The organism is Sphingomonas sp. RS2018, from assembly GCF_054489605.1.
Genome location: NZ_JBTMWL010000001.1, coordinates 303,364 through 328,049 on the forward strand (window position 1 = coordinate 303,364; position 24,686 = coordinate 328,049).

Here is a 24,686-nt window from a genome sequence, read left to right on the forward strand (position 1 = left end):
CGGGCTCACAGCGCGGGCAGGCCGGGCAGCAGCTTGTCGAGAGTGATCGGGAAGTCGCGCACGCGCACCCCGGTGGCATTGTAGATCGCGTTGGCGACCGCCGCGGCGGCGCCCGAGATGCCGAGCTCGCCGATCCCCTTCGCCTGTAACGGATTCGCCCATGGGTCACGTTCCACTACGAAGCCGATGTCGATCATCGGCACGTCCGCGTTCGTGGGGAGGTGATATTCGGCGAGGTCGTGGTTGACCACCTGTCCGGTGCGCGGATCGTGCACCAGTTCCTCGGTCAGCGCGGTACCGATGCCGAAGACGATGCCACCGAGACACTGCGACCGCGCAGTCTTCTCGTTCAGGATACGACCGGCGGCGAACGACGAATGCCAGCGCGACACGCGGGTCTCGCCCGTCGTCGCGTTCACTCGCACCTCGCAGAAATGCGCGCCGTAGGATGCCTGGTTGTGGGTCTGGTCGTTGGTCCCCGGCTTGATCGTGCCGGTCGCCGCCATGCCGTCACCGATCAGGTCGGTCAGCGGCACGCTGCGGTTTTGCGCGATGGCGAGACCGTCCTTCAGCGTGAGTTCGGTCGGATCGCAGTCCATCGCCTTCGCCAGCATCTCACGCAGCTTTTCCGCCGCGAGATAGACCGAGCTGCCCGACGATCCCGCGCCCCAGCTGCCGCCCGACCCGGCGCCCGGCGGCAAGTCGGTGTCGCCGAGGCGCACGTCGACCTGATCCATCGTCAGCCCCAGCAGCTCGCCGGCGATCTGCGCGAGGATCGTGTAGGTGCCGGTGCCGATATCGGTCATGTCGGTTTCGACGATCGCAGTGCCGCCGGGCGTCAGCGTGACCCGCGCCGACGACGGCTGCGTCAGGTTGGTACGCGTCGACGCGGCCATGCCGGTGCCGACCAGCCACTCGCCGTCGCGCGTGGTGCCGGGCTTCGCCGGTGCCCAGCCGAACGCCTCCGCGCCGACATCCATGCAGCGCGTAAGGTTGCGGCTGGAGAAGGGCACGTCCTTTTCCGGATCGCGCGCCGGCTCGTTCGCCTTGCGCAGATCGATCGGGTCCATACCCAGCTTTTCCGCCAGTTCGTCCATCGCGCATTCCAGCGCGATCATGCCGACCGCTTCGCCCGGCGCGCGCATCGATCCGGACAACAGCCAGTTCATGCGGACGAGGTCGTGGTTCACGCGGCGATCGTCGGCGGCGTACATGAAGTGGGTGGCGAGGCCGGCGGGTTCGAAGAAGTCCTCGCCATCCAGGTTGCTGACGACCGTGTCGTGGATGATCGCGGTCAGCCTGCCCGAAGCATCTGCGCCAAGCGCGAGACGCTGGCGCGTGTTCGACCGGCGAACGGTCGCGTCGAACACCTGCTGGCGCGACATCACGACCTTCACCGGACGACCCAGCTGTTTCGCGGCGAGCGCAGCGGCGACACCCTCGCTCGAAATGCCGAGCTTCGAGCCGAACCCGCCACCGACATAGCGCGCGACGATGCGCAGCTGGTCGGGCTCGATGCCCAGCGCCTTCACCATCTGCTTCTTGTCCGACGACGGCATCTGGAGCGCGCTGTAGAGCGTCAGCACATCGTCGTGCCACGTCGCGATCGTCGCATGTGGCTCCATCGCCGCACTGTTCTGGCTGGGCGTGGTCCACACCGCATCGATGCTGACGGCGGCGTCGGACAGGGCGGTGTCGGGATCGCCGGTCTGGCTGTGCGCCGGGATCATGTCGTCGGCGGGCTTCTCGGCCTCATCCAGCCGGCCATTGAAATCGGTCGAGGGCAGGCCGCCGGTGACGTCCAGCACCACCGCGGCGGCACCGTCGCGCGCCGCCTCGAAACTCTCGGCGACGACCAGCGCGACATGCTGGCCCCAATAGTCGATGTCCTGCACGCCCTGCGTCGGCGCTTCGTCCTCGCCGCCCTGCTGCGGATTGCGCGCAAACTGTTCGAGATCGACGACGACGTCGATCACGCCGGGAATGGCGCGCGCGGCGGTGTCGTCGACGGCGTTCAGCCGCCCGAGTCCGATCGGCGCACTGACCAGTACGCCATACGCCAGATTGTCGAGCGCATATTCGGCGGCGTAGGTTGCCCGGCCCGCCACCTTCACCGGACCGTCCTTGCGGTCGAGCGGATGGCCGATCAGCCCCTGCGACGCGGTGTCGAGCAGGCTCTTTTCGACCGGTGCGCTCATGCGCAGCGTCAGCGTGTCGGTATCGGTCATGCGGTGGTTCCCGTCAGCTCGCGCAGCACCGCGATCAGCGTGCGGCGGGCGAGCGGTATCTTGAAATCGTTCTCGCCAAAGCCCTGCGCATCGGCGAGCAGCGCGTCGGCGGCAGCGTTGAAGGCCGCATCGTCCGGCGCCTGACCGATCAGTGCGGCCTCGACCGCGGAATCGCGCCACGGCACCGTGCCGAGTCCGCCGAAGGCGAGTGAGGCGGAGGCGATGCGCCCGTTCTCCACCGCGACGATGCCGGCGACCGACACCAGCGCGAAGGCATAGGAGGCGCGGTCGCGGACTTTGCGATAGGCCTGCTTGCCCGCGGGCGCGGGCGGCAGCGCGACATGGGTGATGAGCTCGCCCGGCTCCAGCACCGTCTCGATCTGCGGGGTGTCGCCGGGCAGGCGATGGAACTCGGCGAGCGCGATGCGGCGGCGGTCGCCGTCCGGCTTCAGCGTCAGAGCCGTCGCGTTCAGCGCGCGCATCGCCACCGCCATGTCGCTCGGATGCGTCGCGATGCACGCCTCCGACGTGCCGAGGATGGCGAGGATGCGATTGAAGCCCTCGCGCGCGTCGCAGCCGCTGCCGGGATCGCGTTTGTTGCAGGCGGAATGGACGTCGTAGAAATAGCCGCAGCGCGTGCGCTGGAGCAGGTTGCCGCCGGTCGTCGCCTTGTTGCGCAGCTGCCCCGACGCGCCGGCCAGCAACGCGCGGGCCAGCACCGGATAACGCGCGACGATGCGCGGATCGGCGGCGAGGTCGGAATTGGGCACCATCGCACCGATCAGCACGCCGCCGTCGTCGCTATCCTCAACCTGCGCCAGATCGAGGCGGGAGATGTCGATGAGCTTCGCCGGCGTCTCGATCTGCAATTTCATCAGGTCGAGCAGGTTGGTGCCGCCGGCGATGAACTTCGCAGATGCCTCCGTCGCGGCGACCGCGGCCTCGGCGCTGTCGGCGCGGGTGTAGGCAAAGGTCTTCATGCCGCCACTCCCGCCGCTTCGCGGATCGCGTCGCGGATGTTGGGATAGGCCGAGCAGCGGCACAGGTTGCCGCTCATGCGCTCAGCGATCTCGTCGTCGGACAGCGTGACGTCGCCCTCCAGCGTGGCGCTGGCATGGCTGGCCCAGCCCTTGCCGACCTCGTCCAGCAAGCCGACCGCCGAGCAGATCTGGCCCGGCGTGCAATAGCCGCACTGGAACCCGTCATGGCTGACGAACGCGCGTTGCAGGGGGTGTAGGTCGTCGGGCGTGCCCAACCCCTCGATCGTGACGATCTCGTCGTCCTGATGCATCACCGCCAGCGACAGGCAGCTGTTGATGCGGCGTCCGTTCACCAGCACCGTGCAGGCACCACATTGGCCGTGATCACAGCCCTTTTTCGTACCCGTCAGCTGCAGATGTTCGCGCAGCACGTCGAGCAGCGAGGCGCGGATGTCCGCCTCCGCCGTCCGCCGCTCGCCGTTGATCGTGAATTCCATGCTTCTCGTCCCTGTAACGCGGTTCGGCTAACGCATGGGTTCTGCTTGGTTTCCGGATGAGGCGCAGATGCGAGTCGTTCTCTTTTCGCTGGTGGTGCTGGCGCTCGTCGCCGGGGCGGGGCAATCTCGCGCGATGTCGGCCGATCCGCCTCTCGTCATCGCCCATCGCGGCGCCAGCGGGCTTCGGCCCGAACACACCATCGCCGCCTATGCGCTGGCGATCGAACAGGGCGCCGACGTGATCGAGCCCGATCTCGTCCCGACGAAGGACGGCGTGCTGGTGGCGCGGCACGAGAACGAGATTTCGGAGACGACCGACGTCGCCGCGCATCTCGAATTCACCGCGCGGCGCACGACGAAGACGATCGACGGCAAGCGTACCACCGGCTGGTTCACCGAGGATTTCACGCTCGCCGAGCTGAAGACGCTGCGGGCGAAGGAGCGCCTGCCGAAACTGCGCTCCACCAAATATGATGGGCGATACGACGTGCCGACCTTCGACGAGATCATCGCGCTGGCACAGGCGCGGGGCGTCGGCATCTATCCGGAGACCAAGCACCCGAGCTATTTCGCGTCGATCGGCCTCGGCACCGACGCGCCGCTCGTCGATGCGCTGCGCCGTGCCGGATGGGACCGCGCCGATGCGCCGGTCTATATCCAGTCGTTCGAGGTCGCAAACCTGAAGCGGCTGGCGGGGATGACGACGGTGCGGCTGATCCAGCTGATGGATGCCGCCGGTGCACCCGCGGACGGTGCGGCGGAAAGCTATGCGGCGATGGCGACGCCCGCCGGCCTCCGCGACATCGCCACCTATGCCTATGGCATCGGCCCGGCCAAGGCGATGATCCGCGACGGCGACCGGACGCCGTCCTCGCTGGTGGCGGATGCGCATGCCGCAGGGCTGAAGGTCCATCCCTGGACGTTCCGGGCGGAGAATATCTTCCTGCCGGCATCGCTGCGCAGCGGGCTCGATCCGCGCCGCCACGGGCGGCTGGAGGAGGAGATCGCACGCTATCTGGAGCTGGGCGTCGATGGTTTCTTCACCGACTTTCCGTTACAGGGGGCCGCGGCGCGGGATCGTCACCGCCGCCGCTGACGAAAGTGTGGTCGATGCGTAAGTCCCTGCTTCTGCTGCCGATCCTGCCGCTGCTGGCGGGCGGTTGCCTCCAGACCGCCGCCAATATCGTCACCCTGCCGGTGAAGGCGGTCGGCAAGACCATCGACTGGACGACGACCAGCCAGGAGGAAGCCGACCGCAACTACGGCAAGAAGATGCGCAAGGCCGAGGCGCGCGAGGGCAAGGAACGCCGCGACTGGGCGAAGCGATGCCGCAAGGATCCCGAGTGCGGGCCGTACGACGGCTATGTCGCGGCGAACGATCCGAAGGTGCGCTGACAGATTCAGCGGGTGGCACCCAGCGCCGCCGCAACCGCGAGCAACGCCTGCGGGTGGATCTGAACCCCCAGATGCCCGCTGACCACCTCGACGCCCTCGCAATCGTCGCCATGGCAGGCGCCGCCCGCGACCAGCCCGTCCGACGCGCTCCAGATCGCGGTGGCGGGGACGGACAGCGGCGCGGCGATCTCCGCCCGCAGCGCATCGACCTTCGGATCATCGACATTGTCGCCGGTCAGCCACTGGAACAGCCGCCAGACGCGGGTCGCGCGTGGGTGGGCGGCATAGGGCGAGCTGACCGTGACCACGCAGCGGACAAGATCGGGCCGCCGCTGCGCGACCAGCCGCGCCATAATCCCGCCGAGACTGACGCCGACCAGCGCCACCGGCCCGCCGCTTTGCGCTGCCAGACGCTCCACGGCGGTGATGAGCATCTCCGCCTCGGCGCCGATCGTCCGCGCGCCATAGTTGCGGCCCAGCCCCCATCCGCGGGCGTCATGGCCCAGCCGCCGCAGGAAGGCGCGCAGCACGATGTTCGAGCGGTCGGAGTTGAACAGCCCCGGCATCACCATGACCGTGCCGGTGCCCGCCGCGCCGCCCAGCGACCGCCACCGTGCGGCCAGGCGCGCGACCGTCCAGGCGGCGCGGGGTCCCTCGGCGAGCAGCAGCCGGAACGGCGGGGGCGGCATCACAGCCATCGCATCACCGTCCACGGAAACGGGGTGAACCAGCCCATCTTCAGGCCAGCGTTCCGCAGCCGGTCGCCGGTCCAGCCGTTGCAGGTGTGGAGCGCGCTGTAGCGACCGCGCGCCGGGTAGAAGGCGTCGTAGCTGAAGTAGCCTTGTACCGGCGCGCCGGGCTCGAAGCTCGCGCGGATGCCGTCGACCAGTCGCGCATATTCCTCCGGGCGGAGCGTGACCGCGCGGACGCTGCCGCCCGGTCGCGGTTCTGGCACCGCCTCGACATGCATCACCATGTCGTCCGATCCGGTGGCGGCGCGCAGCACGGTGAGCGGGCTGACGTCGCTCCACGTCGGCGTGCCGATGTAGAAGGCGCGGTCGCCCCAGCTGAAGCTGCGCCAACCGTGGCCGGCATAGCGCGGATCGCGGAAGTGGTCGGGACGGACGATGTCGTCCCAGCCCGCCGCGGGCAGGACGATGCCGGTGTGGATGCCATTGTCCTCGACATAGATGCGGATGCCGGCTGGTGGCGGCACCCGCGAGGCGTTGGTCGGAATCAGCCCGCCGACGATGCCGCTCAAGGCGTAGGTCACCGGGATAGCGAGCAGCACGCCGATAAGCCGGACGAGGACGCGGTATCGTATCATCCGCTACCATGCTATCGCGGCGGGATGGCCGACGATACCCATGTTCTCGACCGCCCGCCGGAGGGCGCGAACGCCGACTGGACGATCCCGCAGGACTGGGACCGCTATACGGCGGAGGATCATGCGACGTGGGACACGCTGTTCGCGCGGCAGGCGAAGCTGCTGCCGGGCCGTGCGTCGGAGGCGTATCTGCGCGGGCTCGACGTGCTGAAACTGTCGAAGCCCGGCATTCCCGATTTCGCCGAGCTGAACGCGCGGCTGGCCGATCTGACCGGGTGGAGCGTCGTCGCGGTGCCGGGGCTGGTGCCCGACGACGTGTTCTTCGACCATATGGCGAACCGCCGCTTCGTCGCCGGCAACTTCATCCGCCGGCCCGACCAGCTCGACTATCTGCAGGAGCCGGACGTCTTCCACGACGTGTTCGGCCATGTGCCGCTGCTCGCCGATCCGGTGTTCGGCGACTATCTCGCCGCCTATGGCCGCGGGGGCTTGCGCGCGCTGGAGCTGGGGTCGCTCAAGCAGCTGGCCCGGCTTTATTGGTACACAGTCGAGTTCGGGCTGGTCGAGGAGCCGGAGGGCTTGCGCATCTATGGCGCCGGCATCGTCTCCAGCTTCGCCGAGACGCGCTTCGCGCTCGACGATCCGAGCCCCAACCGCATCCGGCTCGACATGGAGCGGGTGATGCGCACCGATTACCGGATCGACGATTTCCAGCAGACCTATTTCGTCATCCCGAGCTTCGAGGACCTGCTGCGCCAGACGATCGAGACCGACTTCGCGCCGATTTACGACCGGATCGTCGGGGCGGACGCGATCCCCGTCGATGCAGTGCTGCCGGAGGATGACGTCATCACCCGTGGTACGCAGGATTACGCGCGGGCGAAGCTCTCCTAGATATCCAGCGCCCAGCCGTCGCGGCCTTTCGGGTCGGGCGGGGAGGCGGGGACGTAGCGGACGGCGCCCGCGGTGAGGCGCAGGATCGTCCAGTCGCCGCGCCGGTCCATGCTCTCCAGCGTGCAGCCGCAGCCTTCGAACGCCGCCACCACCTGCGCGCGCTGCGTCTCCAGCAGCCCGGCCAGCACGATCGTGGCGCCCGGCGCTGCGATGGCGGCGAGTTCGGGCGCCATCGACACCAAAGGTCCGGCGAGGATGTTGGCGATGACGAGGTCATAGGGGGCCGCCGCGGTGATCGCGTCGTCGAGCGCGCCGTCGGCGATAATCAGGTCGGGCAGCGGGATGGCATTGGCTGCCGCATTCTCGCGCGTCACGTCGATCGCCGATGCGTCGATGTCGGTCGCGACGACGCGCGCGTCTGGCCACAGGTGCGCGGCGGCGAAGGCGAGCAAGCCGGTCCCGGTCCCGACGTCGATGACGTTGGCGAAGCGCTTGTCCGACAGGCCGTCGAGCATCGCCAGACAGCCGCTGGTCGTCGCGTGATGGCCGGTGCCGAAGGCGCGGCCGGCGTCGATCAGGAAGGCGCGGCCGCCCGGCGGCGCGTCGACCGGATGCGCGCTGGTGTGGACGACGAAACGCCCCTCGGCGATCGGTTCCAGCCCCTCCTGGCTCATCGCCACCCAGTCGGCGGCGGTCAGCGGCTCGATGAGCGGCGTGCGGCCCGCCGCGCTCGGCACCAGCGCCAGCAATTGCGCGATCATGCCGGCATCGGGTTCGTGCTCGCTATAGGCGTCGAGGCGCCAGCGGGTGACGTCGTCCTCGACCTCCTCGGTGGTCATCAGCACGGCGTCGATGGTCAGATCGTCGGCGGCGTCGATTGCCTCCGCTTCCGCACGGGTGCAGGGCAAGGTGACCTTCCACGAATCCACCACCACCGCCGCCGACCCCGCCGTCGCGGGGCCGTCGGTCGTCGCCAGCGCACCGGCGCCGCCGTCCGGTCCGATATCGCGAGCGCTATCGGACATAGCTGGCCCCATTCACGTCGAGCACCGCGCCGGTCATCGCCGCTGGCGCATCGAGTGCCAGCCAGCGCGCCATTTCCGCCACCTCGTCGGGCATCGTCACGCGGCCGAGCGGGATATCGGCGAGCAATTTGTCGCCGCCGCGGCTCTCCAGATAATCCTCCGCCATGCCGGTCATGGTGAAGCCGGGGCAGATGGCGAAGGCCAGGATGCCGTCCTTCGCATAGGCGCGGGCGATCGACTTGGTCATGCCGACCATGCCGGCCTTCGATGCGGCATAATGCCAGTGCGCCGGGCTGTCGCCGCGATAGGCCGAGCGGCTGGCAATGTTGACGATGCGCCCGGATGTGCCGCTCGCCTGCCAGTGGCGTACCGCGAGGCGGCAGAGCTCGGCCGAGGCGGTCAGATTGATGCGCATCGTGCGCTCCCATCCGGCGAGCCATGCGTCGTCGTCGGCGTCGATCGGGTTCGCCTCGAACACGCCAGCGTTGTTCACCAGCACGTCGATGCGTCCGCCCAGCCGGTCGAGCGCGCGCCGCCACAGGTCGGCGGCGGTGCCGGGCTGCGCGAAATCGGCGGGCAGGTCGCCGGCGGTGGATTGGCCGGCGACGGTGACGCCGTCGCGGTCGAGCGCGGTAACGATCGCGGCGCCGATGCCACGGCTCGCGCCGGTAACGAGGATGTTGGTCATGGCCGCGGGGTTAGCGCGTCGTCGGGTGCGACGCAAAGCCTGCCAACGCGGGTCCGGTAAGGTTCGGAAGGTTCCGGCAAACGCGCCAATCTCTGAACTTTCCGCCGCTCTTCATCCGCGTTCGACCCCGCCCCCGCCATCCATCAGCATGGATCGGGGTGTGTAGGACAGGCTTTTCCGCCGGACGCTCAGGCCGCGGCGGAGCGCGACAGTCCGTCGGCGGCGCTGGCGAGATCGGCGAGCGCGTCGTCGACCTGCCCGAGATCCGTACCCAGTTGCGCGATGTCGGTGACGACGCTCTTCGTATCCTCGCGGATCGCGGCGATGGTTGCGGACATCGAATCGGCGGCGAGCGCGGTTTCGTCGACCGAGGCGGTGATGGCGGTGACGGTGGTAGCCTGTGCCTCCATCGCGCGCCGGATGCGGTTGGCGGATTCCTGCACTTCGCTGACCGTCGCCTTGATGTTGGCGTTGGTCTCGACGGTCGAGCGGGTGGCCGCCTGGATCGCCGCGATCTTGGCGGCGATGTCGTCGGTGGCACGTGCGGTCTGGTTGGCGAGGCTCTTCACCTCCTGTGCGACCACCGCGAAGCCGCGACCGGCATCGCCCGCGCGCGCCGCCTCGATCGTGGCGTTCAGTGCCAGCAGGTTGGTCTGCCCGGCGATGTCGCGGATCAGGCCCAGGATCGATTCGATCGACTTGGCGTGGTCGGACAGCATCTCGCTCATGCCGACGGCCTGGCCCGCCTGACCGCTGGCGCGGGTGGCGATCTCGGCCGCGGCCTCGACTTCCATGCGCGCATCCTCGATCGCGCGGATCAGGCCCGCGGCGGTCTGTGCCGCCTCGCGCATCGCCACTGCCGATTGCTCGGCCGCGGCGGCGACTTCGCTGGTCTTGCCGAGCATGCCGCGTGCGGCGATCCCGCTTTCCTCGGCGCGGCGACGGATGGCGGTGCCCTGCGCCGCAGCCGACGCGATCGATCCGGCGATCGAGGTGCGATACGCCTTCATGCTTTCGACCCGTGATTGCATCGCGTGGTTGCGGGCCAGTTGCTGCACTTCGTTCGCCAGTAACTGCGCCTCGGCGAGCGCCATGCGCTGCACGATGTCGCTCAGCCGGCGCATGCGGTCGGCGTCGCCGCCGATCCGTTCGCCCAGCACTCCGAGCACCGCCGAATGCGCCATCCCCAGCGCGCAAAGCTGCGCCGACAGCGGGACGCCGCGGACGAAGGAGATCCGCGCGTGGAACCGTGCGGTCGCGGCCCATGACGGGTCGAACGGACGTTCGTACCGCGCGGTCAGATAAGCGACGCTGATACCGACCTGCTCCTCGCGCTGCGTCGCCGACAGGGTCGCGTGGATCGGCGCGGTTTCGGGCAGCGAGACGTAGCGCTGCCAGAAGACACGGGCGATGTGCTCGCGGCGATCGGCGATCAGCCCCGCGATCTCGACACAGCCGGCCGCGAGCGTGCCGTCCCAATCATAGGCGGCAAGCAGCGACGCGACCTCTTGGGCGGACATCGCCGTGTTCGCGAGATCGGTGGTAGCGGCGCGATCCATCGTGTCAGGCCGCGACGCGGCTGACGAAGTCGCTGGCGTTGGCCTTCAGCGCGACGAGTTGCCCGTCGAGCGCGGTGAAGCCGCCGCCGACGCGACCGATGTCGGTCGCAACCGCTTCGGTATCCTCGCGGATCGCGGCGATGGTTGCGGACATCGAATCGGCGGCGAGCGCGGTTTCGTCGACCGAGGCGGTGATGGCGGTGACGGTGGTAGCCTGTGCCTCCATCGCGCGCCGGATGCGGTTGGCGGATTCCTGCACTTCGCTGACCGTTGCCTTGATGCTGGCGTTGGTCTCGACGGTCGAGCGGGTGGCCGCCTGGATCGCCGCGATCTTGGCGGCGATGTCGTCGGTGGCACGTGCGGTCTGGTTGGCGAGGCTCTTCACCTCCTGTGCGACCACCGCGAAGCCGCGACCGGCATCGCCGGCGCGCGCCGCTTCGATCGTGGCGTTGAGCGCCAGCAAATTGGTCTGTCCGGCGATGTCGCGGATCAGGCCCAGGATCGATTCAATTGACTTGGCGTGATCGCTCAGCATCTCGCTCATGCCGACCGCTTGGCCCGCCTGACCGCTGGCGCGCGTGGCGATCTCGGCTGCGGCCTCGACTTCCATGCGCGCATCCTCGATCGCGCGGATCAGGCCCGCGGCGGTCTGTGCCGCCTCGCGCATCGCCACTGCCGATTGTTCGGCGGCCGCAGCGACTTCGCTGGTCTTGCCGAGCATGCCGCGTGCGGCGAGCGCGGCATTGCCGGCCTGGTCGCGCAAGGTGATGCCGTTCTGCGACGCGGCCTCGACCGAGGCGGCGATGTTGCTGCGGAAATCGGAGGCCAGCCGGTTGCGCTCGGCCTTTTCGCCAAATTCCTGGAACAGGCGATAGAGCGATCCGGTGATGTCGCCTTCCAGGCTCGAGAGGCGCAGCAGCACGTCGATCATGTCGGGCAGGCGCGGGTCGGTCGAGTCGACGGCCTTCAGCAACGTCTCGAACGCGGCGCGGTCGCTCGCGCAGATCATCGAGCGCAGCGCGGTCGGCGGCACGCCGGCCTGATAGGCCGCGGCGACCGAGCGCTCGACCGATTCGACCCAGGCCATCCCCTGCGCGTCGAGGAAGCGATTGCGCAGGAAGTCGACGCCGATCTCGATCATCCGCGCCGATTCGTGCGGCTGCCACTGGCGTTCGTCGGCGAAGCCCGCCTGCCACTGATCCCAATAGGCCCCGGCGATCGCATCGATGTCGGGTTCGATCGCGCTCCAGACGACGCGGGCGCTGTCGAGGACGCGGGCGTCGAACCCGAACACGCGCAACCGCTTCGGCAGGTCGATTCGTGCGGCGAGCGAGCCCGGCTGCGGCATGTCGCTGGTCAAATTCGTCTCCATCGCGGGACGGCGATGCCCCGATCTGAGAAGACGATAGCTGCGAATGCTTAATTGCGGGTTTAGCAAACCGGCGGCGCGATGTGTCCGGCGACGACCGACAGCCGCGCCGCCGCCGCGGGCAGCGCGCCGAACAGCGCGGCCTCGGTCCCGGTCATCCACACCTGGCCCAATCCGGCGAGCGCGTCGAACAGCGCGGCGCGGCGGCCGGGATCGAGATGCGCGGCGACTTCGTCGAGCAGCAGCACGGGGGCGTGGCCGGTGTCGGCGGCGACCAGCCGCGCATGGGCGAGGACGATCGCGAACAGCAGCGCCTTCTGCTCGCCGGTCGAACACAGCGCCGCTGGCTGCCCCTTTTCGACGTGCGTGACGATCAGGTCGTCGCGGTGGGGGCCGGTCAGCGTGCGGCCGGCGGCGGCGTCGCGGCGACGACCCTCGGCCAGCGCCCGGGCGAGATCGGGCGTGCTGCCGCTCGCCAGCGTCAGCGATGCGCGGCCGAAGCCGGTCGCATCGTCGCCGGCGGTACGCGCGCCGAGCGCCGCGACGGTGGCGGCGCGAGCGCGATCGATCGCGGCGCCATGCTCGGCCATCGCGGCCTCCAGCGCGGCGAGCCAGTCCGGATCGGGCGGCGAATCGGCGCCGAGCAAGCGGTTGCGCGCGCGCATCGCCGCTTCGTAGCGGGCGCTGTGGTGGGCGTGGGCGGGATCGAGCGCGAGCGTCAGCCGGTCGAGGAAGCGGCGGCGCTCGCCCGCCGGCTCGACGAACAGCCGGTCCATCGCCGGCGTCAGCCACAGGACGCGCAGTCGCTCCGACAGGGCGGTCGCGGTGGTGGCGGCGCCGTCGATGCGGACGATGCGGCGCTCGGGCGCATCGGTGCGGGTGCCGGTGCCGAGGCGGATGTCGTTCGACAGCGTCGTGGCGACACCGAAGCCGCCGGGCCCGTCCTGCCGCGCCATATCCGACAGCGCCGCGCGGCGCAGACCGCGGCCCGGCGCCAGCAGCGACACCGCCTCCAGGATGTTGGTCTTGCCCGCGCCGTTGTCGCCGGTCAGCACGACGAAGTCCGCGCCGCCGGTGTCGATCGACGCGGCGGCATGGTTGCGAAAATCGGTGAGGGTCAGGCGGGCGATCATGCGTGCCCGCCGGCCTTACGCGATCCTCAGATCGCCTGCACGCCCTTCCGCGCGAGCAGCGCCTGGGCGCGGTGGTAGAGCACGGGCTCGGCGATGTTCAGGCGACGGCGGGCCGACTCGAGCGGTTCGGCGAGCAGGCGCTCGTAATCCTCGCCGCTCAGCCAGCGTGCGCGTTTACCGTGCCGATACCCTTCGAACACCGCCCGCAGCACCGCCGTGTCCTTGGTGACGGCCAGGCTCTTCAGCGCCCCCATCAGCCCGATCGCGGCCCAGCCGAGCCCGCCGGTCTGCGCGTAGGAGAAGGCGACGAGGCACAACTCGCCCAAATGTTCCTCGGCGGTATAGCCGGTCAGCGTGTGCCAGATATCGTGCATGTCGCGCTCGCGCCGACCGAACCAGGCGTAGGGATGATCGTGGACGATGGCGTCGGGATGGAAATCGCCCATGCTGATGTCGGCCAGACCCTGCGCGGAGAAACCGGTGCGGTCCAGGAAGGCGCGATAGGCGGCGCCGACGGTGCCGGCGGGCAGCGCGTCGAGCCAAGTGCGGTCGCTGAACTTCTCGGCCAGTTCGACGCGCTCATAGGCAAGCCGCCCGCCCTCGCGCGTGCCGATCAGCTTGCGATAGCCCTTCTGGCTGGCGTCGGCGTTGAGCGCGCGCATGATGCGGAACACCTGCGCGGTATCGTCGCCGTTGGCGAGGAGCCTGCGCAGCGCGCGCCACGCCGTCCCCCATTCGCGGCGGAGAGGCTTGCCGGGATTGTAGGGCGCGACGCGGGGTTCTGCGTCCGGGGTTGCGGTATCCATCGCCAGTGTCGCCACGAGTCGCATCCTTACTAACAAGGATGTCAGTATGACGATCGCGGGTTAAGAAATCAAGATCACCGCCGATCCCATGTCACGGACAGCCGCTTGCCCTTGTACCCGATCCTGCCGCCGGGACAGTTGCACCACGCCACGTCCAGATGGTCGCCGCCGCCGCTGATAAAGACGCCGGTGTCTTCCATTGCGCTTGTGCTGTCGATCACCTGCGGCGGGTGGCCGGGATCGAACACTACGAGAAAGCTGCCTTCGTGCGCGTCGCTGGTTCGGAAGTCGTCGATGCGCCAGAAGCCGGTGCGATAGGTTTCGGCCCCGCCGTCGCCATCGAGGTCGCGGGTCATGGCGAAACCGGCATGATCCGCCCTCATGCTCGCGAGTTGATTTCGCGTATATTGCCGCGTCATCACCGGATCGCCTTAGAGGCCGACCAGTGCGCCCTTCAGCGCCGGTGGCCGGGGAAGGGCACGCGCCGCACTTTTCGGGTCGAAGACGAGGTCGGGCGACACTTCGGTCCAGCCCGGCTCGATCTCCGCGGCCATATTGTCGGCGGCGGCGAGTTGTTCCGCGGTTGGGGCGGGGGTTTCGTTTGAAGTCTGCGACCGGCCCTCTGCTGCAGAGCAACTAGCCAGCGCCAGCAACATCGGCAGGGTCAGAGCGAGCCAGACCTGGGCAAAGCCCAGGTCGTCGGTCGGCGCGCGCGCCGCCGGCCGGTCTGTCGCGTGCGCCTTGCGCACCGGCGAATAAGCGCGCTTATCCGCCTCGCTCGGACTTAGACCCGCATCGGCATCAGGACATAAAGTGCTGCAGCCTTGTCGTTTTCGCGGATCAGCGTCGGGGCGGCGGCGTCGGCCAAATGGACCTCGACCGTGTCGCCGTCGATCTGGTTGAGGATGTCGAGCAGATAGCGGCTGTTGAAGCCGATCTCGATCGGCAGCGAGCTATAGTCGCCCGGTACTTCCTCGACCGCGGCGCCGTTCTCCGGGCTGGTGACCGACAGCGTGATCTTGTCGCGATCGACCGCCATCTTGACGGCGCGGGTCTTTTCGCTGGCGATGGTCGATACGCGATCGACGCCCTCTTCGAAACTGCGCGGATCGAGCTTCAGCAGCTTGTCGTTCGCGGTCGGGATGACGCGCGAATAGTCGGGGAAGGTGCCGTCGATCAGCTTGCTGGTCAGGATCGCCTGACCCAGGTCGAAGCGGATCTTGCTGCCCGACAGCGACACGCCGACCGAGCCGTCGACTTCGTCCAAGAGCTTGCGCAGTTCCGCCACGCATTTGCGTGGCACGATCACGTCGGGCATCGCATCGGCGCCCTCGGGCCGCGCGACGGTGACGCGCGCGAGGCGGTGGCCGTCGGTCGCCGCGGCCTTCAGCACCGGCTGTCCGCCGTCGTCGGCGACGTGGAGGAAGATGCCGTTGAGATAATAGCGCGTCTCTTCGGTCGAGATGGCGAAGCGCGTCTTGTCGATGATCTGCTTCAGCGTCTCGGCCGGCAGCTCGAACTGGGTCGGCAGCTCGCCTTCGGCGATGACGGGGAAGTCGTCGCGCGGCAGCGTCGGCAGCGAGGAGTTGTAGCGGCCGGCGCGGATCGTCATGCGCCCGTCCGCCGCCGCCAGCTCGACCTGGCTGCCCTCGGGCAGCTTGCGGGCGATGTCGAACAATGTGTGCGCCGACACGGTGATCGCGCCCGGCTGGTCCACCGCCGCCGCCACCGTCTCGTCGATCTGCAGGTCGAGATCGGTCGCCATCAGGCGGATCGCACCCTCTCCCGACGCCTCGATCAGCACGTTGGAGAGGATGGGGATGGTGTTGCGGCGCTCGACCACGGACTGGACGTGGCTCAGCCCCTTCAACAGGGTCGTGCGTTCGATCGTCGCCTTCATGTCTTCAAACCCCCGGGGGAGCCGCCCCCGACCGGGGTGCGGCAGATAGTCGTTGCCCGTTCTAGCCGCAATCAGGGCCGGCACAAGCGGTCCGACACCTGATCAGCGCGCTTGGTTACCGCAAGGTAAACGACCCGCGCGAAAAGCCTTTGCTTTCGCGTCCACAGCGGAGGAAACCGCAGGCATGACGATCACGACAGCGCGCAAGGGCCGCGACTTCATCGCCCGGCATGGCGAGACCGTGTACAACCGTGCCCAGCGGATGCAGGGCGACCATCCCCATACCCCGCTGACCCGTGCCGGCTTCGCGCAGGCCGATGCGATGGGGGCGGCGCTGCGCGACCTGCTCGGACCGCGCCCGGCGCTGACGCTGTGGTCGTCGAGCGCGGGGCGAGCGCTCCAGACGCTGGCGGTGATCGCCGAGCATCTCGAGCTCGATTGGCATGAAGCGCGAACCGACGACCGGCTGATCGAGATCGGAATGGGGACGTGGAGCGGCCGCTATTACCGCGACGTGCAGGCGGAGGTCGGCGACTTCGTCAACCGCGACCACGGCCTCTATTCGCGCGCACCGGACGGCGGCGAATGGTATGACGCGATCGCCGCGCGGGTGTCGGGATGGCTGGCGGACACGCAGGACGATCCCGGCGACCGGCTGATCATCATGCACGGAATGTCCAGCCGCGTGCTGCGCGGGGTGATGACCGGCATCGACGTGCTGCCGCAATTCGACGCACCGGTCGCGCCGGCGCTACCGCAAGGATCGATCGTGATGATCGAGGGCGGCGTCGAGACGATCGTCCACACCGGCACGGGTGCGGGCGACACGCCGACATGAGCCTGATCCTCGCGCTGGCGCTTCAGGCGGCGGCACAGGGGCGGCAGGGGGTGGCGACGGTCGGTCGCTGGGCGGCGTTCCGCGATGCTGCGCCTTCGCGCTGCTACGCGTTGTCCGAGCCCTTCGGCCCCCGCCGCGGTGCCTTCGCCAGCGTCGCCACCTGGCCGACGAGCGGCGCGCGCAACCAGATCCATATCCGCCTGAGCCGCCCCCGCGCCCCCGCCGCTCGCGTCACCCTGTCGATCGGCGAGCGCCGCTTCGAACTGGTCGCGGGCGCGCAGGACGCCTGGGCGCCCGACGCGGTCACCGACCGCGCCATCGTCGCGGCGATGCGCGGCGGCCGCGGCATGAGCGTCGAGAGCCTGTCCGCGACCGGCCGCCCGTTCGCCGACACCTATGCGCTGGCCGGCGCCGCGACGACGATCGACGCCGCGGCGCTGGCGTGCGCGGGGCGGTGATGCGCAACCCGCTGGCACGCTATTACGATTGGGCGACCGACCCGCGATGGTGGAACCTGTCGCGGATCTGGATCGCGCTGCCGTTGCTTCCGGTGATACCGCTGATGTTTTTCGCGGCGTGGCTGATCCGGGCGGGATCGATCGACGATCCGTTGTCGCAATCCGTCATCTTCGGCGCGTCTGTCGCGATCGTGCCGGTCTGGATGGGATATGTCGCCTGGCGCCTGCTACGCGACGCGATCGCGGCGGGCCGCTGGTTCGCGCGGGAAACCGGGCCGAGCTGGCGCGGCGGCTGGCGCGCCGCGTGGCGCAACCTGCGCAGGCGGAGTGGAAAAACCGGCTGAAACCGGCTATATCGCCGTCATGCACCAGCTATCGGCCGCCCCCATGCCCATCCCCGGGCACATCGACCCCGTGCCTGTCCCCCGCAGCTTCACGCCGCGCAGCGACGGGCGTATCGACCTGCTCGGCCTGTCGAAGCACGACCTGCGCATGGCGCTGGAGACCGCGCAGCTGGAGCCCAAGCAGGCGAAGCTGCGCGCCAAGCAGCTGTGGCACTGGATGTACAATCGCGGCGTCACCGATTTTTCGCTGATGACCGACATATCGAAGGTGATGCAGCCGTGGCTGGCCGCGCGCTTCGCGATCTCGCGGCCGGGCGTCGTGCAGGCGCAGGTGTCGTCGGACGGCACGCGCAAGTGGCTGCTGCGGTCGGACGACGGGCAGGATTACGAGGCGGTGTTCATCCCCGACGCCGACCGCGGCACGCTGTGCGTGTCGAGCCAGGTCGGCTGCACGCTCAACTGCCGCTTCTGCCACACCGGCACGATGCGGCTGGTGCGCAACCTGACGCCGGCGGAGATCGTCGGGCAGGTGATGCTGGCGCGCGATGCGCTGGGCGAATGGCCGTCGAGCCCGGAAGGGCGGATGCTGACCAACATCGTCATGATGGGGATGGGCGAGCCGCTCTATAACTTCGATGCGGTGCGCGATGCGCTGGCGATCGTGATGGACGGCGATGGCCTGGCGCTCAGCAAGCGGCGCATCACGCTCAGCACGTCGGGCGTCGTGCCGATGATGGCGCGCGCGGGCGAGGAGATCGGCGTGAACCTCGCCGTCTCATTGCACGCGGTGACGAAGGAGGTGCGCGACGAGATCGTGCCGCTGAACCGCAAATACGGCATCGAGGAGCTGTTGCAGGCGTGCGCCGACTATCCGGGCGCGAACAATGCGCGGCGCATCACCTTCGAATACGTCATGCTGAAGGACAAGAACGACAGCGACGACGATGCCCGCGAGCTGGTGCGATTGCTGAAGCACTACAAGCTGCCCGCGAAGGTCAATCTGATCCCGTTCAACCCGTGGCCGGGCGCGCCCTATGAAACATCGACGCCCGAACGGGTGCGCGCCTTCTCGGAAATCGTGTTCGCCGCCGGTATCTCCGCGCCGGTGCGCACCCCGCGCGGTCGCGACATCGATGCGGCGTGCGGGCAGCTGAAGACGTCGAGCGAGAAGAAGAGCCGCGCCGAACTGGACCGGCTGGAGGCGGAGAAACAGGCGGCGCTGGGATAGGGCGATGCGGATCCGGAACCTGCTGACACGCCATCTGCTGCCGCTCGACGACCTCGACGCCGCGGTGGCGCAGTACCAGGGGATGTTCGGGCAGGAGGCGCGGATGCGCTTCGATTATCCCGAGATGGGGTTGAAGCTCGCGCAGGTCGGCCAGCTGCTGCTGATCGGCGGGAGCGATGCCGCGCTGGCGCCGTTTCGCGCGACCGACATGACGTTTCTGGTGGAGGGAATCGCGGACTATGCCGCCACCTTGCCGGCGACGGGTGCGACGATCGTCGATCCGGTCAAGCGCGTGCCAAGCGGGCGCAACATGCTGGTCCGCCACGCCGACGGGGCGCTGGTCGAATATGTCGAGCACGACCGGCCGCATCCCGACGACGACGTGCTGAGCCAGGCGGCGTAACGCCCTTGCGCTACGGGGCGAGCTTGCGCGGCTTGATCGTCGTCTTGCCCCCGCCGCTGGTCATCGCCACGCCGGCGAAGCCGCAGCCGCGCGGCACCATGCCGATGCGGCCGCAGTCGGTCAGCTTTTCCTCCAGCAGCGCGCTGCGTTCGCGCGGCACCACGTCGCGCAGGTTCGTCTCGACGAAAGTGACACGGAAACGTCGATCCGCCTCGCGCCGGCCACAGACGGTGATGTCGGCTGAATCGCGGTCGATCCGGCACGGTGGTTCCGCCCGCGTCAGCTCGCGGGCTTTCGCGGCGATATCGTCCGGGGCGGCGAGGAGCAGCAGGATCGGCAGCATGCGCGCACGATGATACGGACGCGGACGCTTCGCAAGCCTCGACATTGCGCACCGCCCCCCCTATCGCGCGGCGCACGAATATAGTGACGTAGGGGAATGGGATGACCGAAACCGCCAGCAAGGTACTCGACCGCGTCCTGGTGCTCGAGATGGTGCGCGTGACCGAGGCGGCCGCCATCGCGGCGGCGAAGCTGGTCGGGCGCGGCAACGAGAAGGAAGCCGACGCCGCCGCCGTGGAGGCGATGCGCGCCGCGCTGAACGAGCTGTACATGGACGGCACGGTCGTGATCGGTGAGGGCGAACGCGACGAGGCGCCGATGCTCTATATCGGCGAAAAGGTCGGCTCGGCGATCGGCAAGGGACCGAAGATCGACATCGCGCTCGACCCGCTGGAGGGCACGACGATCACCGCCAAGGCCGGGCCCAACGCGCTCGCGGTGCTGGCGATCGCCGAGGAAGGCCAGCTGCTGAACGCGCCCGACGTCTATATGGACAAGATCGCGATCGGGCCGGGCTACCCTGAGGGCACGATCGACCTCGCGAAGTCGCCGACCGAGAATGTGAAGGCGATCGCCGCCGCCAAGGGCGTCGAGCCGCACGAGATCATCGCCTGCGTGCTCGACCGCCCGCGCCACGAGGCGCTGATCGCCGAGCTGCGCGCGATCGGGTGCGGCGTGATGCTGATCGGCGACGGCGACGTGGCCGGCGTCATCGCGACGACCGATCCCGACACGACGGTCGACGTCTACATGGGGTCGGGCGGCGCACCGGAGGGCGTGCTGGCCTGCGCGGCGCTGCGCTGCATCGGCGGACAGTTCAAGGGGCGGCTGCTGTTCCGCAACGATGCCGAGCGCTCGCGCGCGGCGAAGTGGGGCGTGACCGACCTCGATCGTATCTACGACCTGACCGATCTCGCGAAGGGCGACTGCATCTTCGCAGCGACCGGCGTCACCGACGGGTCGCTGCTGGCCGGCGTCAAGCGCAAGGGCGGCAAGCTGACCACCGAAAGCGTGGTGATGCGCGCCTCCAGCGGCACGGTACGCTGGGTGAAGGGCGAGCATCGGATTTGACCCAGATCCTCCCCGCTTGCGGGGAGGGGGACCATGCGCAGCATGGTGGAGGGGGCTATCCGCGCACGTAGCGTTCGCGGCCCGCCCCCTCCGTCAGCGCGATGCGCTGCCACCTCCCCGTGCCGGGGGAGGATCTATGCCCTAATTCTTCAATCTGTACCCCGTGCGGAAAATCCAGACGATCACCGCGAGACACAAGGCCATGAATCCGGCGGTGAAGCCCAGGCTCCACGCGATGCTGACGTCGCCCTTGCCGAAGAAGCTCCAGCGGAATCCGCTGACCAGATAGACCACCGGGTTGAACAGACTGACCGTCCGCCAGGGTTCGGGCAGCATCGTGATCGAATAGAAGGCGCCGCCGAGGAAGGTGAGCGGCGTGACGAGCAGCGCGGGGACGAAGTTCAGCGCCTCGAACCCCTTCGCCCACACGCCGATGATGAAGCCGAACAGGCTGAACGCGACCGACGTCAGGATCAGGAACGCGATCATCGCGCCGGGATGCTCGATACGCAGATCGACGAAGCAGGCGGCGGTGGCGAGGATGATGAGGCCGAGCACGACCGACTTGGTCGCCGCCGCGCCGACATAGCCCAGCACCATCTCGAACGGCGAGACGGGCGCGGACAGGAGTTCGTAGATCGTGCCGGTGAATTTGGGGAAGTAGATGCCGATGGAGGCGTTGCCGATGCTCTGCGTCAGCAGCGACAGCATGACGAGGCCGGGCACGATGAAGCTGCCGTAGCCGACGCCGTCGACCGACTGCATCCTGCTGCCGATCGCGCCGCCGAAGACGATGAAGTACAGGCTGGTGGTGATGACCGGCGTGACGAGGCTCTGCCAGAGCGTCCGCAGCGCGCGCGCCATTTCGAAGCGATAGATCGCCCATACGCCGTGGGTGTTCATGGCCATCACGCCGCCTCCTTCCTGGTCAGGTCGACGAAGATGTCTTCGAGGCTGGATTTCGACGTCTCCAGATCCTTGAAGCCGATGCCGAGGTCGGCGAGCTTGCGCAGCAGCGACGGGATGCCGGTGCGCTCCGCCTGCGCGTCGAAGACGTAGCGCAACGTATGCCCCTCGTTCTCCAGACTGAGGTGCCACTCGGCGAGCTCGGGCGGGATGGTGTCGAGCGGGTCCTGCAACGCCAGATCCATCTCACGCTTGCCGAGCTTCTTCATCAGCGCGGCCTTGTCCTCGACCAGCAGCAGCTTGCCGCCGTTGATGACGCCGACGCGGTCGGCCATCTCCTCGGCCTCCTCGATATAGTGCGTCGTCAGGATGATGGTGACGCCGCGCTCGCGCAGACTACCGATCAGCTTCCACATGTCGCGGCGCAGCGACACGTCGACGCCGGCGGTGGGCTCGTCGAGAAACAGCAGGTCGGGTTCGTGGCTGAGCGCCTTGGCGATCAGCACGCGGCGCTTCATGCCGCCCGACAACTCCATGATCTTGGTGTCGCGCTTCTCCCACAGCGACAGGTCGCGCAGCAGTTCTTCGAGATAGGCGTCGTGGCCGGATTTTCCGAACAGGCGGCGGCTGAACTTCACCGTCGCCATCACCGTCTCGAACATGTCGACCGACAGCTCCTGCGGCACCAGCCCGATGATCGCGCGCGCGGATTTATAATCGCGGATGGCGTCGTGGCCGCCGACCATGATCGTCCCGCTGCCGGGCGTGACGATGCCGCAGACGATCGAGATGAGCGTCGTCTTGCCGGCGCCGTTGGGGCCGAGCAGCGCGAAGATCTCGCCGCGACGGATGTCGAGATCGACCGCTTCCAGCGCGCGCTGACCGGAGGCGTAGGTTTTCGAGACGCCGGATAGCGCGAGTATCGTGTCGGACATGGCGGCACCTTAGGCGAGGGCGCGACGAAGGGGAAACGGTTCGGAGAGGCGACACGACGCCTTCATGCGTGCTCCCGCCTGCGCGGGAGGACCGGCGCTATTTCGCCCGCGCCGCCGCGACCGCCTTGGCTAGCCCATCATGACCGACCGCGCCCGACAGGATGCGATCACCAATCACCCACGCCGGCGTCCCGGTCATGCCGAGCGTGCCGGCCATGCGCAGGTTCTTCTCGATCTCGGCGGCGACCGCTGGGGAGGCGATCGTCGCGCGGGCGCGGGGCAGGTCAAGACCGGCCTTCGCCGCCGCCGCCGCGATCGATGCGGGGTTCGGGCGCCCGGCAGCGTAAAGCGCGGTGTGGAAGGCCATGTACTTGCCCTGCTCCGCCGCGGCGAGCGCCCATTCGGCGGCGGAGCGGCTGTCGGCGCTGAGGATCGGGAGTTCGCGATAGACGATGCGGACCCTGTCGTCCTCCGCCACGATCCGCGCGATGTCGGGCAGGCTGGCGCGGCAGAAGCCGCAGGCATAGTCCATGTAGGTAACGATGGTGACGTCGCCCTGTGGATTGCCGTCGACCGCGCCGGGGAAGGGATCGAGGATCGCCGCGCGATTGGCGGCGACCAGCTTGCCGGTCTCGCGATCCTGCAGCACCTGCATCGCTTCCGGAATGACGTCCGGGTTCGCGAGCAGGTAGCTGCGGACGTTGCTCGCCCCGCCGCCACCGCGCAACGTCTGAGCGGCGAGTACGACGCCGCCGCCGATCGCCCCGGCGAGGCAGAGCAGCAGCGCGAGAACGAGTGGGCGCAGCGTCATCGACGGCGCTCCCGCATCTTGTCCATCTCGACCTGCGAGACGAGGAAGATGTCCTGCGCGCGGATCCAGTCCGAGCTTCCCTGCGGCAGGCCCGCCATCGCCGCGCGCGATGCGCCGAGCGCGGTGCGGCTGTCACCGGTCAGATTGGCGCGCTCGGCGGTCGCGAGCGCGGTGCGCGGTTCGTCGCCCTTGCGTTCGTACACCGTGCCGAGCTGCGTCCACGCCCACGGATTGTCGTCGTCGCGCTGCACGGCCAGCCGCAGCACCTTCTCCGCCTCCGGCAGGTGCGTCGGGTCTTCGGTGGCGAGCAGCGCGTGGCCGAAGGTGGTGGCGATCAGCGGCGAGGAGCGCGAGCCCGCCACCGCCTCGCGCAGCGGCGCCAGCGCGGCCTTCGGGTTGCCGCCCTCCATCAGGATCTGGCCCTGGAGCTCGAGGAAATAGGGGTCGGTCGGCGCCGCCTTGACCAGCGCGTTCGCTTCGGTCGCCGCCTGATCGGGATAGCCCGACAGGTGATAGGCATAGGCGCGGGCGTAATGCGCCGGGATCGACTGGTCGCCGGTCGGATATTTGGCGAGCGTGCGGCGCGGTTCGTTGACGTAGCCGCGCAGCTTTGCCTGCACGCGCAGGAAACGCGCCTCGATGCCCGGATCGGAGGGCTTGGCGAATGACGGCACGCCGCGCGTGACCTGATCGAGCATCGCCATACGCTCGCTCGACAGCGGATGGGTGCGGTCGTAGCTGCCCTGATCCTGCGGAATGCCGTAGCGATATTCCATATTCTGCAGCTTCTTGAAGAAGCTGAGCATGCCGCGCCCGGTGATGCCCGCGGTCGACAGATAGCGTGCGCCCGCGGCGTCGGCGCTCGATTCCTGGACACGGGTAAAGGCCAGCAGCTTGCCGAGCGCGGCGCGCTGGCCGAGCGCCATCAGACCCGCCCCCGCCTCGCCCGCGCCGGCCGCCATCGCGGCGACGCCGAGCACCAGGCTGAGCAGCGAAACGCCCATCGCGCCCTTGTAGCCCGAATCCTGCAGCGGAACATGGCCGTTGGCGATGTGCCCGACCTCGTGCGCGATGACGCCCTGCACTTCGTTGGCATTGTCGGCGGCATCGATCAGGCCGGAATGGATGTAGACGATCTGCCCGCCCGCGACGAAGGCGTTGATGCTGGGATCGTTGATGACGACGACGCGGACGTTGGCGGGCGACAGCCCCGCTGCCTTCACGATGTCGCGCGACATGTCGGCCAGCAGCGACTCGGTCTCGGCGTCCCGCAGGATCGACTGGGCGGCGGCGGGCTGTACCGCCAGCATCGCCGCGGCGGCCAGCGTCGCGAGCGCCCGCTGTCCCCACTTCATCTTGCGGCGTTCGGCCATCGTTCGTCCTCTAGAGCGCTGGGCTGAACCGCGCATGAAGTGACGGGATTCTACCCATTTCCGGTCGTGCTGAGCCTGGCGAAGCACCGTTCTACAATCGGCGACCGCCTCGTTCGCGGCCCAAATAACGGTCCATCGACGAGCTCAGGATGAACGGTGGGGGGAGGTGGCCTGCC

General features: G+C 68.7%; 28 protein-coding genes. 9 read left to right on the forward strand and 19 right to left on the reverse strand.

Translation table 11 applies throughout. From position 1 onward, the window contains the following. Positions 1-5: 5 nt before the first annotated feature. The 3 genes from ACX40P_RS01590 to ACX40P_RS01600 are packed head-to-tail and all read right to left on the reverse strand — an operon-like array spanning position 6 to position 3,705. Positions 6-2,228 (reverse strand): xanthine dehydrogenase family protein molybdopterin-binding subunit, encoded by a 2,223-nt coding sequence (locus ACX40P_RS01590; protein ID WP_459124545.1) that lies wholly within the window; start codon positions 2,226-2,228, stop codon positions 6-8. Further along, on the reverse strand, positions 2,225-3,208 hold the full coding sequence (locus ACX40P_RS01595; protein WP_459124546.1) for an FAD binding domain-containing protein: 984 nt from the start codon (positions 3,206-3,208) through the stop codon (positions 2,225-2,227). Before ACX40P_RS01595 ends, ACX40P_RS01590 begins: the two co-directional genes overlap by 4 nt. Beyond that, positions 3,205-3,705, reverse strand: coding sequence for a 2Fe-2S iron-sulfur cluster-binding protein (locus ACX40P_RS01600; protein ID WP_459124547.1), 501 nt, complete (start codon positions 3,703-3,705; stop codon positions 3,205-3,207). The genes ACX40P_RS01595 and ACX40P_RS01600 overlap by 4 nt, the downstream gene beginning before the upstream one ends. A gap of 67 nt (positions 3,706-3,772) precedes the next feature. On the opposite strand from ACX40P_RS01600, the gene ACX40P_RS01605 reads away from it, so the two are divergent. Continuing rightward, the gene (locus ACX40P_RS01605) at positions 3,773-4,801 is read left to right on the forward strand and encodes a glycerophosphodiester phosphodiesterase (protein ID WP_459124548.1); all 1,029 of its coding nucleotides are present in this window, start codon (positions 3,773-3,775) and stop codon (positions 4,799-4,801) included. Positions 4,802-4,815: 14 nt separating this feature from the next. Beyond that, positions 4,816-5,100 carry a hypothetical protein gene (locus ACX40P_RS01610; protein WP_459124549.1) on the forward strand — a complete coding sequence of 95 codons (285 nt, stop codon included), beginning with the start codon at positions 4,816-4,818 and terminating at the stop codon, positions 5,098-5,100. 5 nt (positions 5,101-5,105) lie between these two features. On the opposite strand, the gene ACX40P_RS01615 is transcribed toward ACX40P_RS01610, so the two are convergent. Next, entirely contained in the window at positions 5,106-5,798 is a 693-nt protein-coding gene (locus ACX40P_RS01615) for an esterase/lipase family protein (protein ID WP_459124550.1), read from the reverse strand. Then, positions 5,789-6,427: a TIGR02117 family protein gene (locus ACX40P_RS01620; protein ID WP_459124551.1), complete on the reverse strand. Its 639-nt coding sequence runs from the start codon at positions 6,425-6,427 to the stop codon at positions 5,789-5,791. Before ACX40P_RS01620 ends, ACX40P_RS01615 begins: the two co-directional genes overlap by 10 nt. A 24-nt stretch (positions 6,428-6,451) precedes the next feature. On the opposite strand from ACX40P_RS01620, the gene phhA reads away from it, so the two are divergent. After that, positions 6,452-7,321 carry a phenylalanine 4-monooxygenase gene (gene phhA / locus ACX40P_RS01625; RefSeq protein ID WP_459124552.1) on the forward strand — a complete coding sequence of 290 codons (870 nt, stop codon included), beginning with the start codon at positions 6,452-6,454 and terminating at the stop codon, positions 7,319-7,321. On the opposite strand, the gene ACX40P_RS01630 is transcribed toward phhA, so the two are convergent. The 9 genes from ACX40P_RS01630 to dnaN all read right to left on the reverse strand — a co-directional run bounded on the left by ACX40P_RS01630 (position 7,318) and on the right by dnaN (position 15,801). After that, positions 7,318-8,250, reverse strand: coding sequence for a 50S ribosomal protein L11 methyltransferase (locus ACX40P_RS01630; protein ID WP_459125204.1), 933 nt, complete (start codon positions 8,248-8,250; stop codon positions 7,318-7,320). The genes phhA and ACX40P_RS01630 overlap by 4 nt on opposite strands. 85 nt (positions 8,251-8,335) lie before the next feature. Continuing rightward, a complete protein-coding gene (locus ACX40P_RS01635) occupies positions 8,336-9,034 on the reverse strand; it encodes an SDR family NAD(P)-dependent oxidoreductase (RefSeq protein ID WP_459124553.1) in 699 nt (232 codons plus the stop codon). A gap of 188 nt (positions 9,035-9,222) precedes the next feature. Continuing rightward, positions 9,223-10,593 (reverse strand): methyl-accepting chemotaxis protein, encoded by a 1,371-nt coding sequence (locus tag ACX40P_RS01640; RefSeq protein WP_459124554.1) that lies wholly within the window; start codon positions 10,591-10,593, stop codon positions 9,223-9,225. Positions 10,594-10,597: 4 nt separating this feature from the next. After that, the gene (locus ACX40P_RS01645; RefSeq protein ID WP_459125205.1) at positions 10,598-11,941 is read right to left on the reverse strand and encodes a methyl-accepting chemotaxis protein; all 1,344 of its coding nucleotides are present in this window, start codon (positions 11,939-11,941) and stop codon (positions 10,598-10,600) included. An 83-nt stretch (positions 11,942-12,024) separates the two neighbouring features. Next, complete coding sequence (recF, locus tag ACX40P_RS01650) at positions 12,025-13,095, reverse strand: DNA replication/repair protein RecF (RefSeq protein WP_459124555.1); 1,071 nt, start codon at positions 13,093-13,095, stop codon at positions 12,025-12,027. Between the two features lie 26 nt (positions 13,096-13,121). Next, the gene (locus ACX40P_RS01655; RefSeq protein WP_459124556.1) at positions 13,122-13,916 is read right to left on the reverse strand and encodes a Coq4 family protein; all 795 of its coding nucleotides are present in this window, start codon (positions 13,914-13,916) and stop codon (positions 13,122-13,124) included. A 59-nt stretch (positions 13,917-13,975) separates the two neighbouring features. Further along, positions 13,976-14,284, reverse strand: a complete 309-nt coding sequence (locus ACX40P_RS01660; RefSeq protein WP_459124557.1) for a hypothetical protein — start codon at positions 14,282-14,284, stop codon at positions 13,976-13,978. A gap of 48 nt (positions 14,285-14,332) precedes the next feature. Further along, positions 14,333-14,650, reverse strand: a complete 318-nt coding sequence (locus ACX40P_RS01665; RefSeq protein ID WP_459124558.1) for a hypothetical protein — start codon at positions 14,648-14,650, stop codon at positions 14,333-14,335. Positions 14,651-14,685: 35 nt separating this feature from the next. Continuing rightward, positions 14,686-15,801 carry a DNA polymerase III subunit beta gene (gene dnaN, locus ACX40P_RS01670; protein ID WP_459124559.1) on the reverse strand — a complete coding sequence of 372 codons (1,116 nt, stop codon included), beginning with the start codon at positions 15,799-15,801 and terminating at the stop codon, positions 14,686-14,688. Positions 15,802-15,985: 184 nt separating this feature from the next. Here dnaN and ACX40P_RS01675 point away from each other — a divergent pair, with 184 nt between their 5' ends. From ACX40P_RS01675 to ACX40P_RS01695, 5 genes are read left to right on the forward strand one after another with little or no spacing between them, the layout of a single operon-like run. Further along, positions 15,986-16,639 (forward strand): histidine phosphatase family protein, encoded by a 654-nt coding sequence (locus ACX40P_RS01675; protein WP_459124560.1) that lies wholly within the window; start codon positions 15,986-15,988, stop codon positions 16,637-16,639. Beyond that, positions 16,636-17,097 (forward strand): hypothetical protein, encoded by a 462-nt coding sequence (locus tag ACX40P_RS01680; protein ID WP_459124561.1) that lies wholly within the window; start codon positions 16,636-16,638, stop codon positions 17,095-17,097. The genes ACX40P_RS01675 and ACX40P_RS01680 overlap by 4 nt, the downstream gene beginning before the upstream one ends. After that, positions 17,094-17,441, forward strand: a complete 348-nt coding sequence (locus tag ACX40P_RS01685) for a hypothetical protein (RefSeq protein ID WP_459124562.1) — start codon at positions 17,094-17,096, stop codon at positions 17,439-17,441. The genes ACX40P_RS01680 and ACX40P_RS01685 overlap by 4 nt, the downstream gene beginning before the upstream one ends. A 43-nt stretch (positions 17,442-17,484) precedes the next feature. After that, positions 17,485-18,669 carry a 23S rRNA (adenine(2503)-C(2))-methyltransferase RlmN gene (rlmN, locus tag ACX40P_RS01690; RefSeq protein ID WP_459124563.1) on the forward strand — a complete coding sequence of 395 codons (1,185 nt, stop codon included), beginning with the start codon at positions 17,485-17,487 and terminating at the stop codon, positions 18,667-18,669. Between the two features lie 4 nt (positions 18,670-18,673). Then, positions 18,674-19,072: a VOC family protein gene (locus tag ACX40P_RS01695; protein WP_459124564.1), complete on the forward strand. Its 399-nt coding sequence runs from the start codon at positions 18,674-18,676 to the stop codon at positions 19,070-19,072. Between the two features lie 10 nt (positions 19,073-19,082). On the opposite strand, the gene ACX40P_RS01700 is transcribed toward ACX40P_RS01695, so the two are convergent. Next, complete coding sequence (locus ACX40P_RS01700; protein WP_459124565.1) at positions 19,083-19,415, reverse strand: hypothetical protein; 333 nt, start codon at positions 19,413-19,415, stop codon at positions 19,083-19,085. A 101-nt stretch (positions 19,416-19,516) separates the two neighbouring features. On the opposite strand from ACX40P_RS01700, the gene glpX reads away from it, so the two are divergent. Further along, positions 19,517-20,485 carry a class II fructose-bisphosphatase gene (gene glpX, locus ACX40P_RS01705; RefSeq protein ID WP_459124566.1) on the forward strand — a complete coding sequence of 323 codons (969 nt, stop codon included), beginning with the start codon at positions 19,517-19,519 and terminating at the stop codon, positions 20,483-20,485. 141 nt (positions 20,486-20,626) lie between these two features. Here the strand turns inward: glpX and ACX40P_RS01710 are convergent, their stop codons facing one another. The 4 genes from ACX40P_RS01710 to ACX40P_RS01725 form a co-directional block, all read right to left on the reverse strand. Next, on the reverse strand, positions 20,627-21,388 hold the full coding sequence (locus tag ACX40P_RS01710) for an ABC transporter permease (RefSeq protein WP_459125206.1): 762 nt from the start codon (positions 21,386-21,388) through the stop codon (positions 20,627-20,629). 5 nt (positions 21,389-21,393) lie between these two features. After that, positions 21,394-22,326 (reverse strand): ABC transporter ATP-binding protein, encoded by a 933-nt coding sequence (locus tag ACX40P_RS01715; protein ID WP_459124567.1) that lies wholly within the window; start codon positions 22,324-22,326, stop codon positions 21,394-21,396. A gap of 97 nt (positions 22,327-22,423) precedes the next feature. After that, positions 22,424-23,137, reverse strand: coding sequence for a DsbA family protein (locus ACX40P_RS01720; protein WP_459124568.1), 714 nt, complete (start codon positions 23,135-23,137; stop codon positions 22,424-22,426). Beyond that, on the reverse strand, positions 23,134-24,510 hold the full coding sequence (locus tag ACX40P_RS01725; RefSeq protein ID WP_459124569.1) for a M48 family metalloprotease: 1,377 nt from the start codon (positions 24,508-24,510) through the stop codon (positions 23,134-23,136). Before ACX40P_RS01725 ends, ACX40P_RS01720 begins: the two co-directional genes overlap by 4 nt. Positions 24,511-24,686 lie beyond the last annotated feature (176 nt).

What these genes read in the sequence shown, in the direction of transcription:
- ACX40P_RS01605 (WP_459124548.1), top strand. Translation starts at nt 3,773, where the DNA reads ATGCGAGTCGTTCTCTTTTCGCTGGTGGTGCTGGCGCTCGTCGCCGGG.
- ACX40P_RS01645 (WP_459125205.1), bottom strand. Translation starts at nt 11,941, where the DNA reads ATGCCGCAGCCGGGCTCGCTCGCCGCACGAATCGACCTGCCGAAGCGG.
- ACX40P_RS01725 (WP_459124569.1), bottom strand. Translation starts at nt 24,510, where the DNA reads ATGGCCGAACGCCGCAAGATGAAGTGGGGACAGCGGGCGCTCGCGACG.
- ACX40P_RS01715 (WP_459124567.1), bottom strand. Translation starts at nt 22,326, where the DNA reads ATGTCCGACACGATACTCGCGCTATCCGGCGTCTCGAAAACCTACGCC.
- ACX40P_RS01660 (WP_459124557.1), bottom strand. Translation starts at nt 14,284, where the DNA reads ATGAGGGCGGATCATGCCGGTTTCGCCATGACCCGCGACCTCGATGGC.
- ACX40P_RS01695 (WP_459124564.1), top strand. Translation starts at nt 18,674, where the DNA reads ATGCGGATCCGGAACCTGCTGACACGCCATCTGCTGCCGCTCGACGAC.
- ACX40P_RS01720 (WP_459124568.1), bottom strand. Translation starts at nt 23,137, where the DNA reads ATGACGCTGCGCCCACTCGTTCTCGCGCTGCTGCTCTGCCTCGCCGGG.
- dnaN (WP_459124559.1), bottom strand. Translation starts at nt 15,801, where the DNA reads ATGAAGGCGACGATCGAACGCACGACCCTGTTGAAGGGGCTGAGCCAC.
- phhA (WP_459124552.1), top strand. Translation starts at nt 6,452, where the DNA reads ATGGCCGACGATACCCATGTTCTCGACCGCCCGCCGGAGGGCGCGAAC.
- ACX40P_RS01710 (WP_459125206.1), bottom strand. Translation starts at nt 21,388, where the DNA reads ATGAACACCCACGGCGTATGGGCGATCTATCGCTTCGAAATGGCGCGC.
- ACX40P_RS01600 (WP_459124547.1), bottom strand. Translation starts at nt 3,705, where the DNA reads ATGGAATTCACGATCAACGGCGAGCGGCGGACGGCGGAGGCGGACATC.
- rlmN (WP_459124563.1), top strand. Translation starts at nt 17,485, where the DNA reads ATGCCCATCCCCGGGCACATCGACCCCGTGCCTGTCCCCCGCAGCTTC.
- ACX40P_RS01610 (WP_459124549.1), top strand. Translation starts at nt 4,816, where the DNA reads ATGCGTAAGTCCCTGCTTCTGCTGCCGATCCTGCCGCTGCTGGCGGGC.
- ACX40P_RS01590 (WP_459124545.1), bottom strand. Translation starts at nt 2,228, where the DNA reads ATGACCGATACCGACACGCTGACGCTGCGCATGAGCGCACCGGTCGAA.
- ACX40P_RS01675 (WP_459124560.1), top strand. Translation starts at nt 15,986, where the DNA reads ATGACGATCACGACAGCGCGCAAGGGCCGCGACTTCATCGCCCGGCAT.
- ACX40P_RS01640 (WP_459124554.1), bottom strand. Translation starts at nt 10,593, where the DNA reads ATGGATCGCGCCGCTACCACCGATCTCGCGAACACGGCGATGTCCGCC.
- ACX40P_RS01620 (WP_459124551.1), bottom strand. Translation starts at nt 6,427, where the DNA reads ATGATACGATACCGCGTCCTCGTCCGGCTTATCGGCGTGCTGCTCGCT.
- ACX40P_RS01635 (WP_459124553.1), bottom strand. Translation starts at nt 9,034, where the DNA reads ATGACCAACATCCTCGTTACCGGCGCGAGCCGTGGCATCGGCGCCGCG.
- ACX40P_RS01700 (WP_459124565.1), bottom strand. Translation starts at nt 19,415, where the DNA reads ATGCTGCCGATCCTGCTGCTCCTCGCCGCCCCGGACGATATCGCCGCG.
- ACX40P_RS01595 (WP_459124546.1), bottom strand. Translation starts at nt 3,208, where the DNA reads ATGAAGACCTTTGCCTACACCCGCGCCGACAGCGCCGAGGCCGCGGTC.
- recF (WP_459124555.1), bottom strand. Translation starts at nt 13,095, where the DNA reads ATGATCGCCCGCCTGACCCTCACCGATTTTCGCAACCATGCCGCCGCG.
- glpX (WP_459124566.1), top strand. Translation starts at nt 19,517, where the DNA reads ATGACCGAAACCGCCAGCAAGGTACTCGACCGCGTCCTGGTGCTCGAG.
- ACX40P_RS01615 (WP_459124550.1), bottom strand. Translation starts at nt 5,798, where the DNA reads ATGGCTGTGATGCCGCCCCCGCCGTTCCGGCTGCTGCTCGCCGAGGGA.
- ACX40P_RS01680 (WP_459124561.1), top strand. Translation starts at nt 16,636, where the DNA reads ATGAGCCTGATCCTCGCGCTGGCGCTTCAGGCGGCGGCACAGGGGCGG.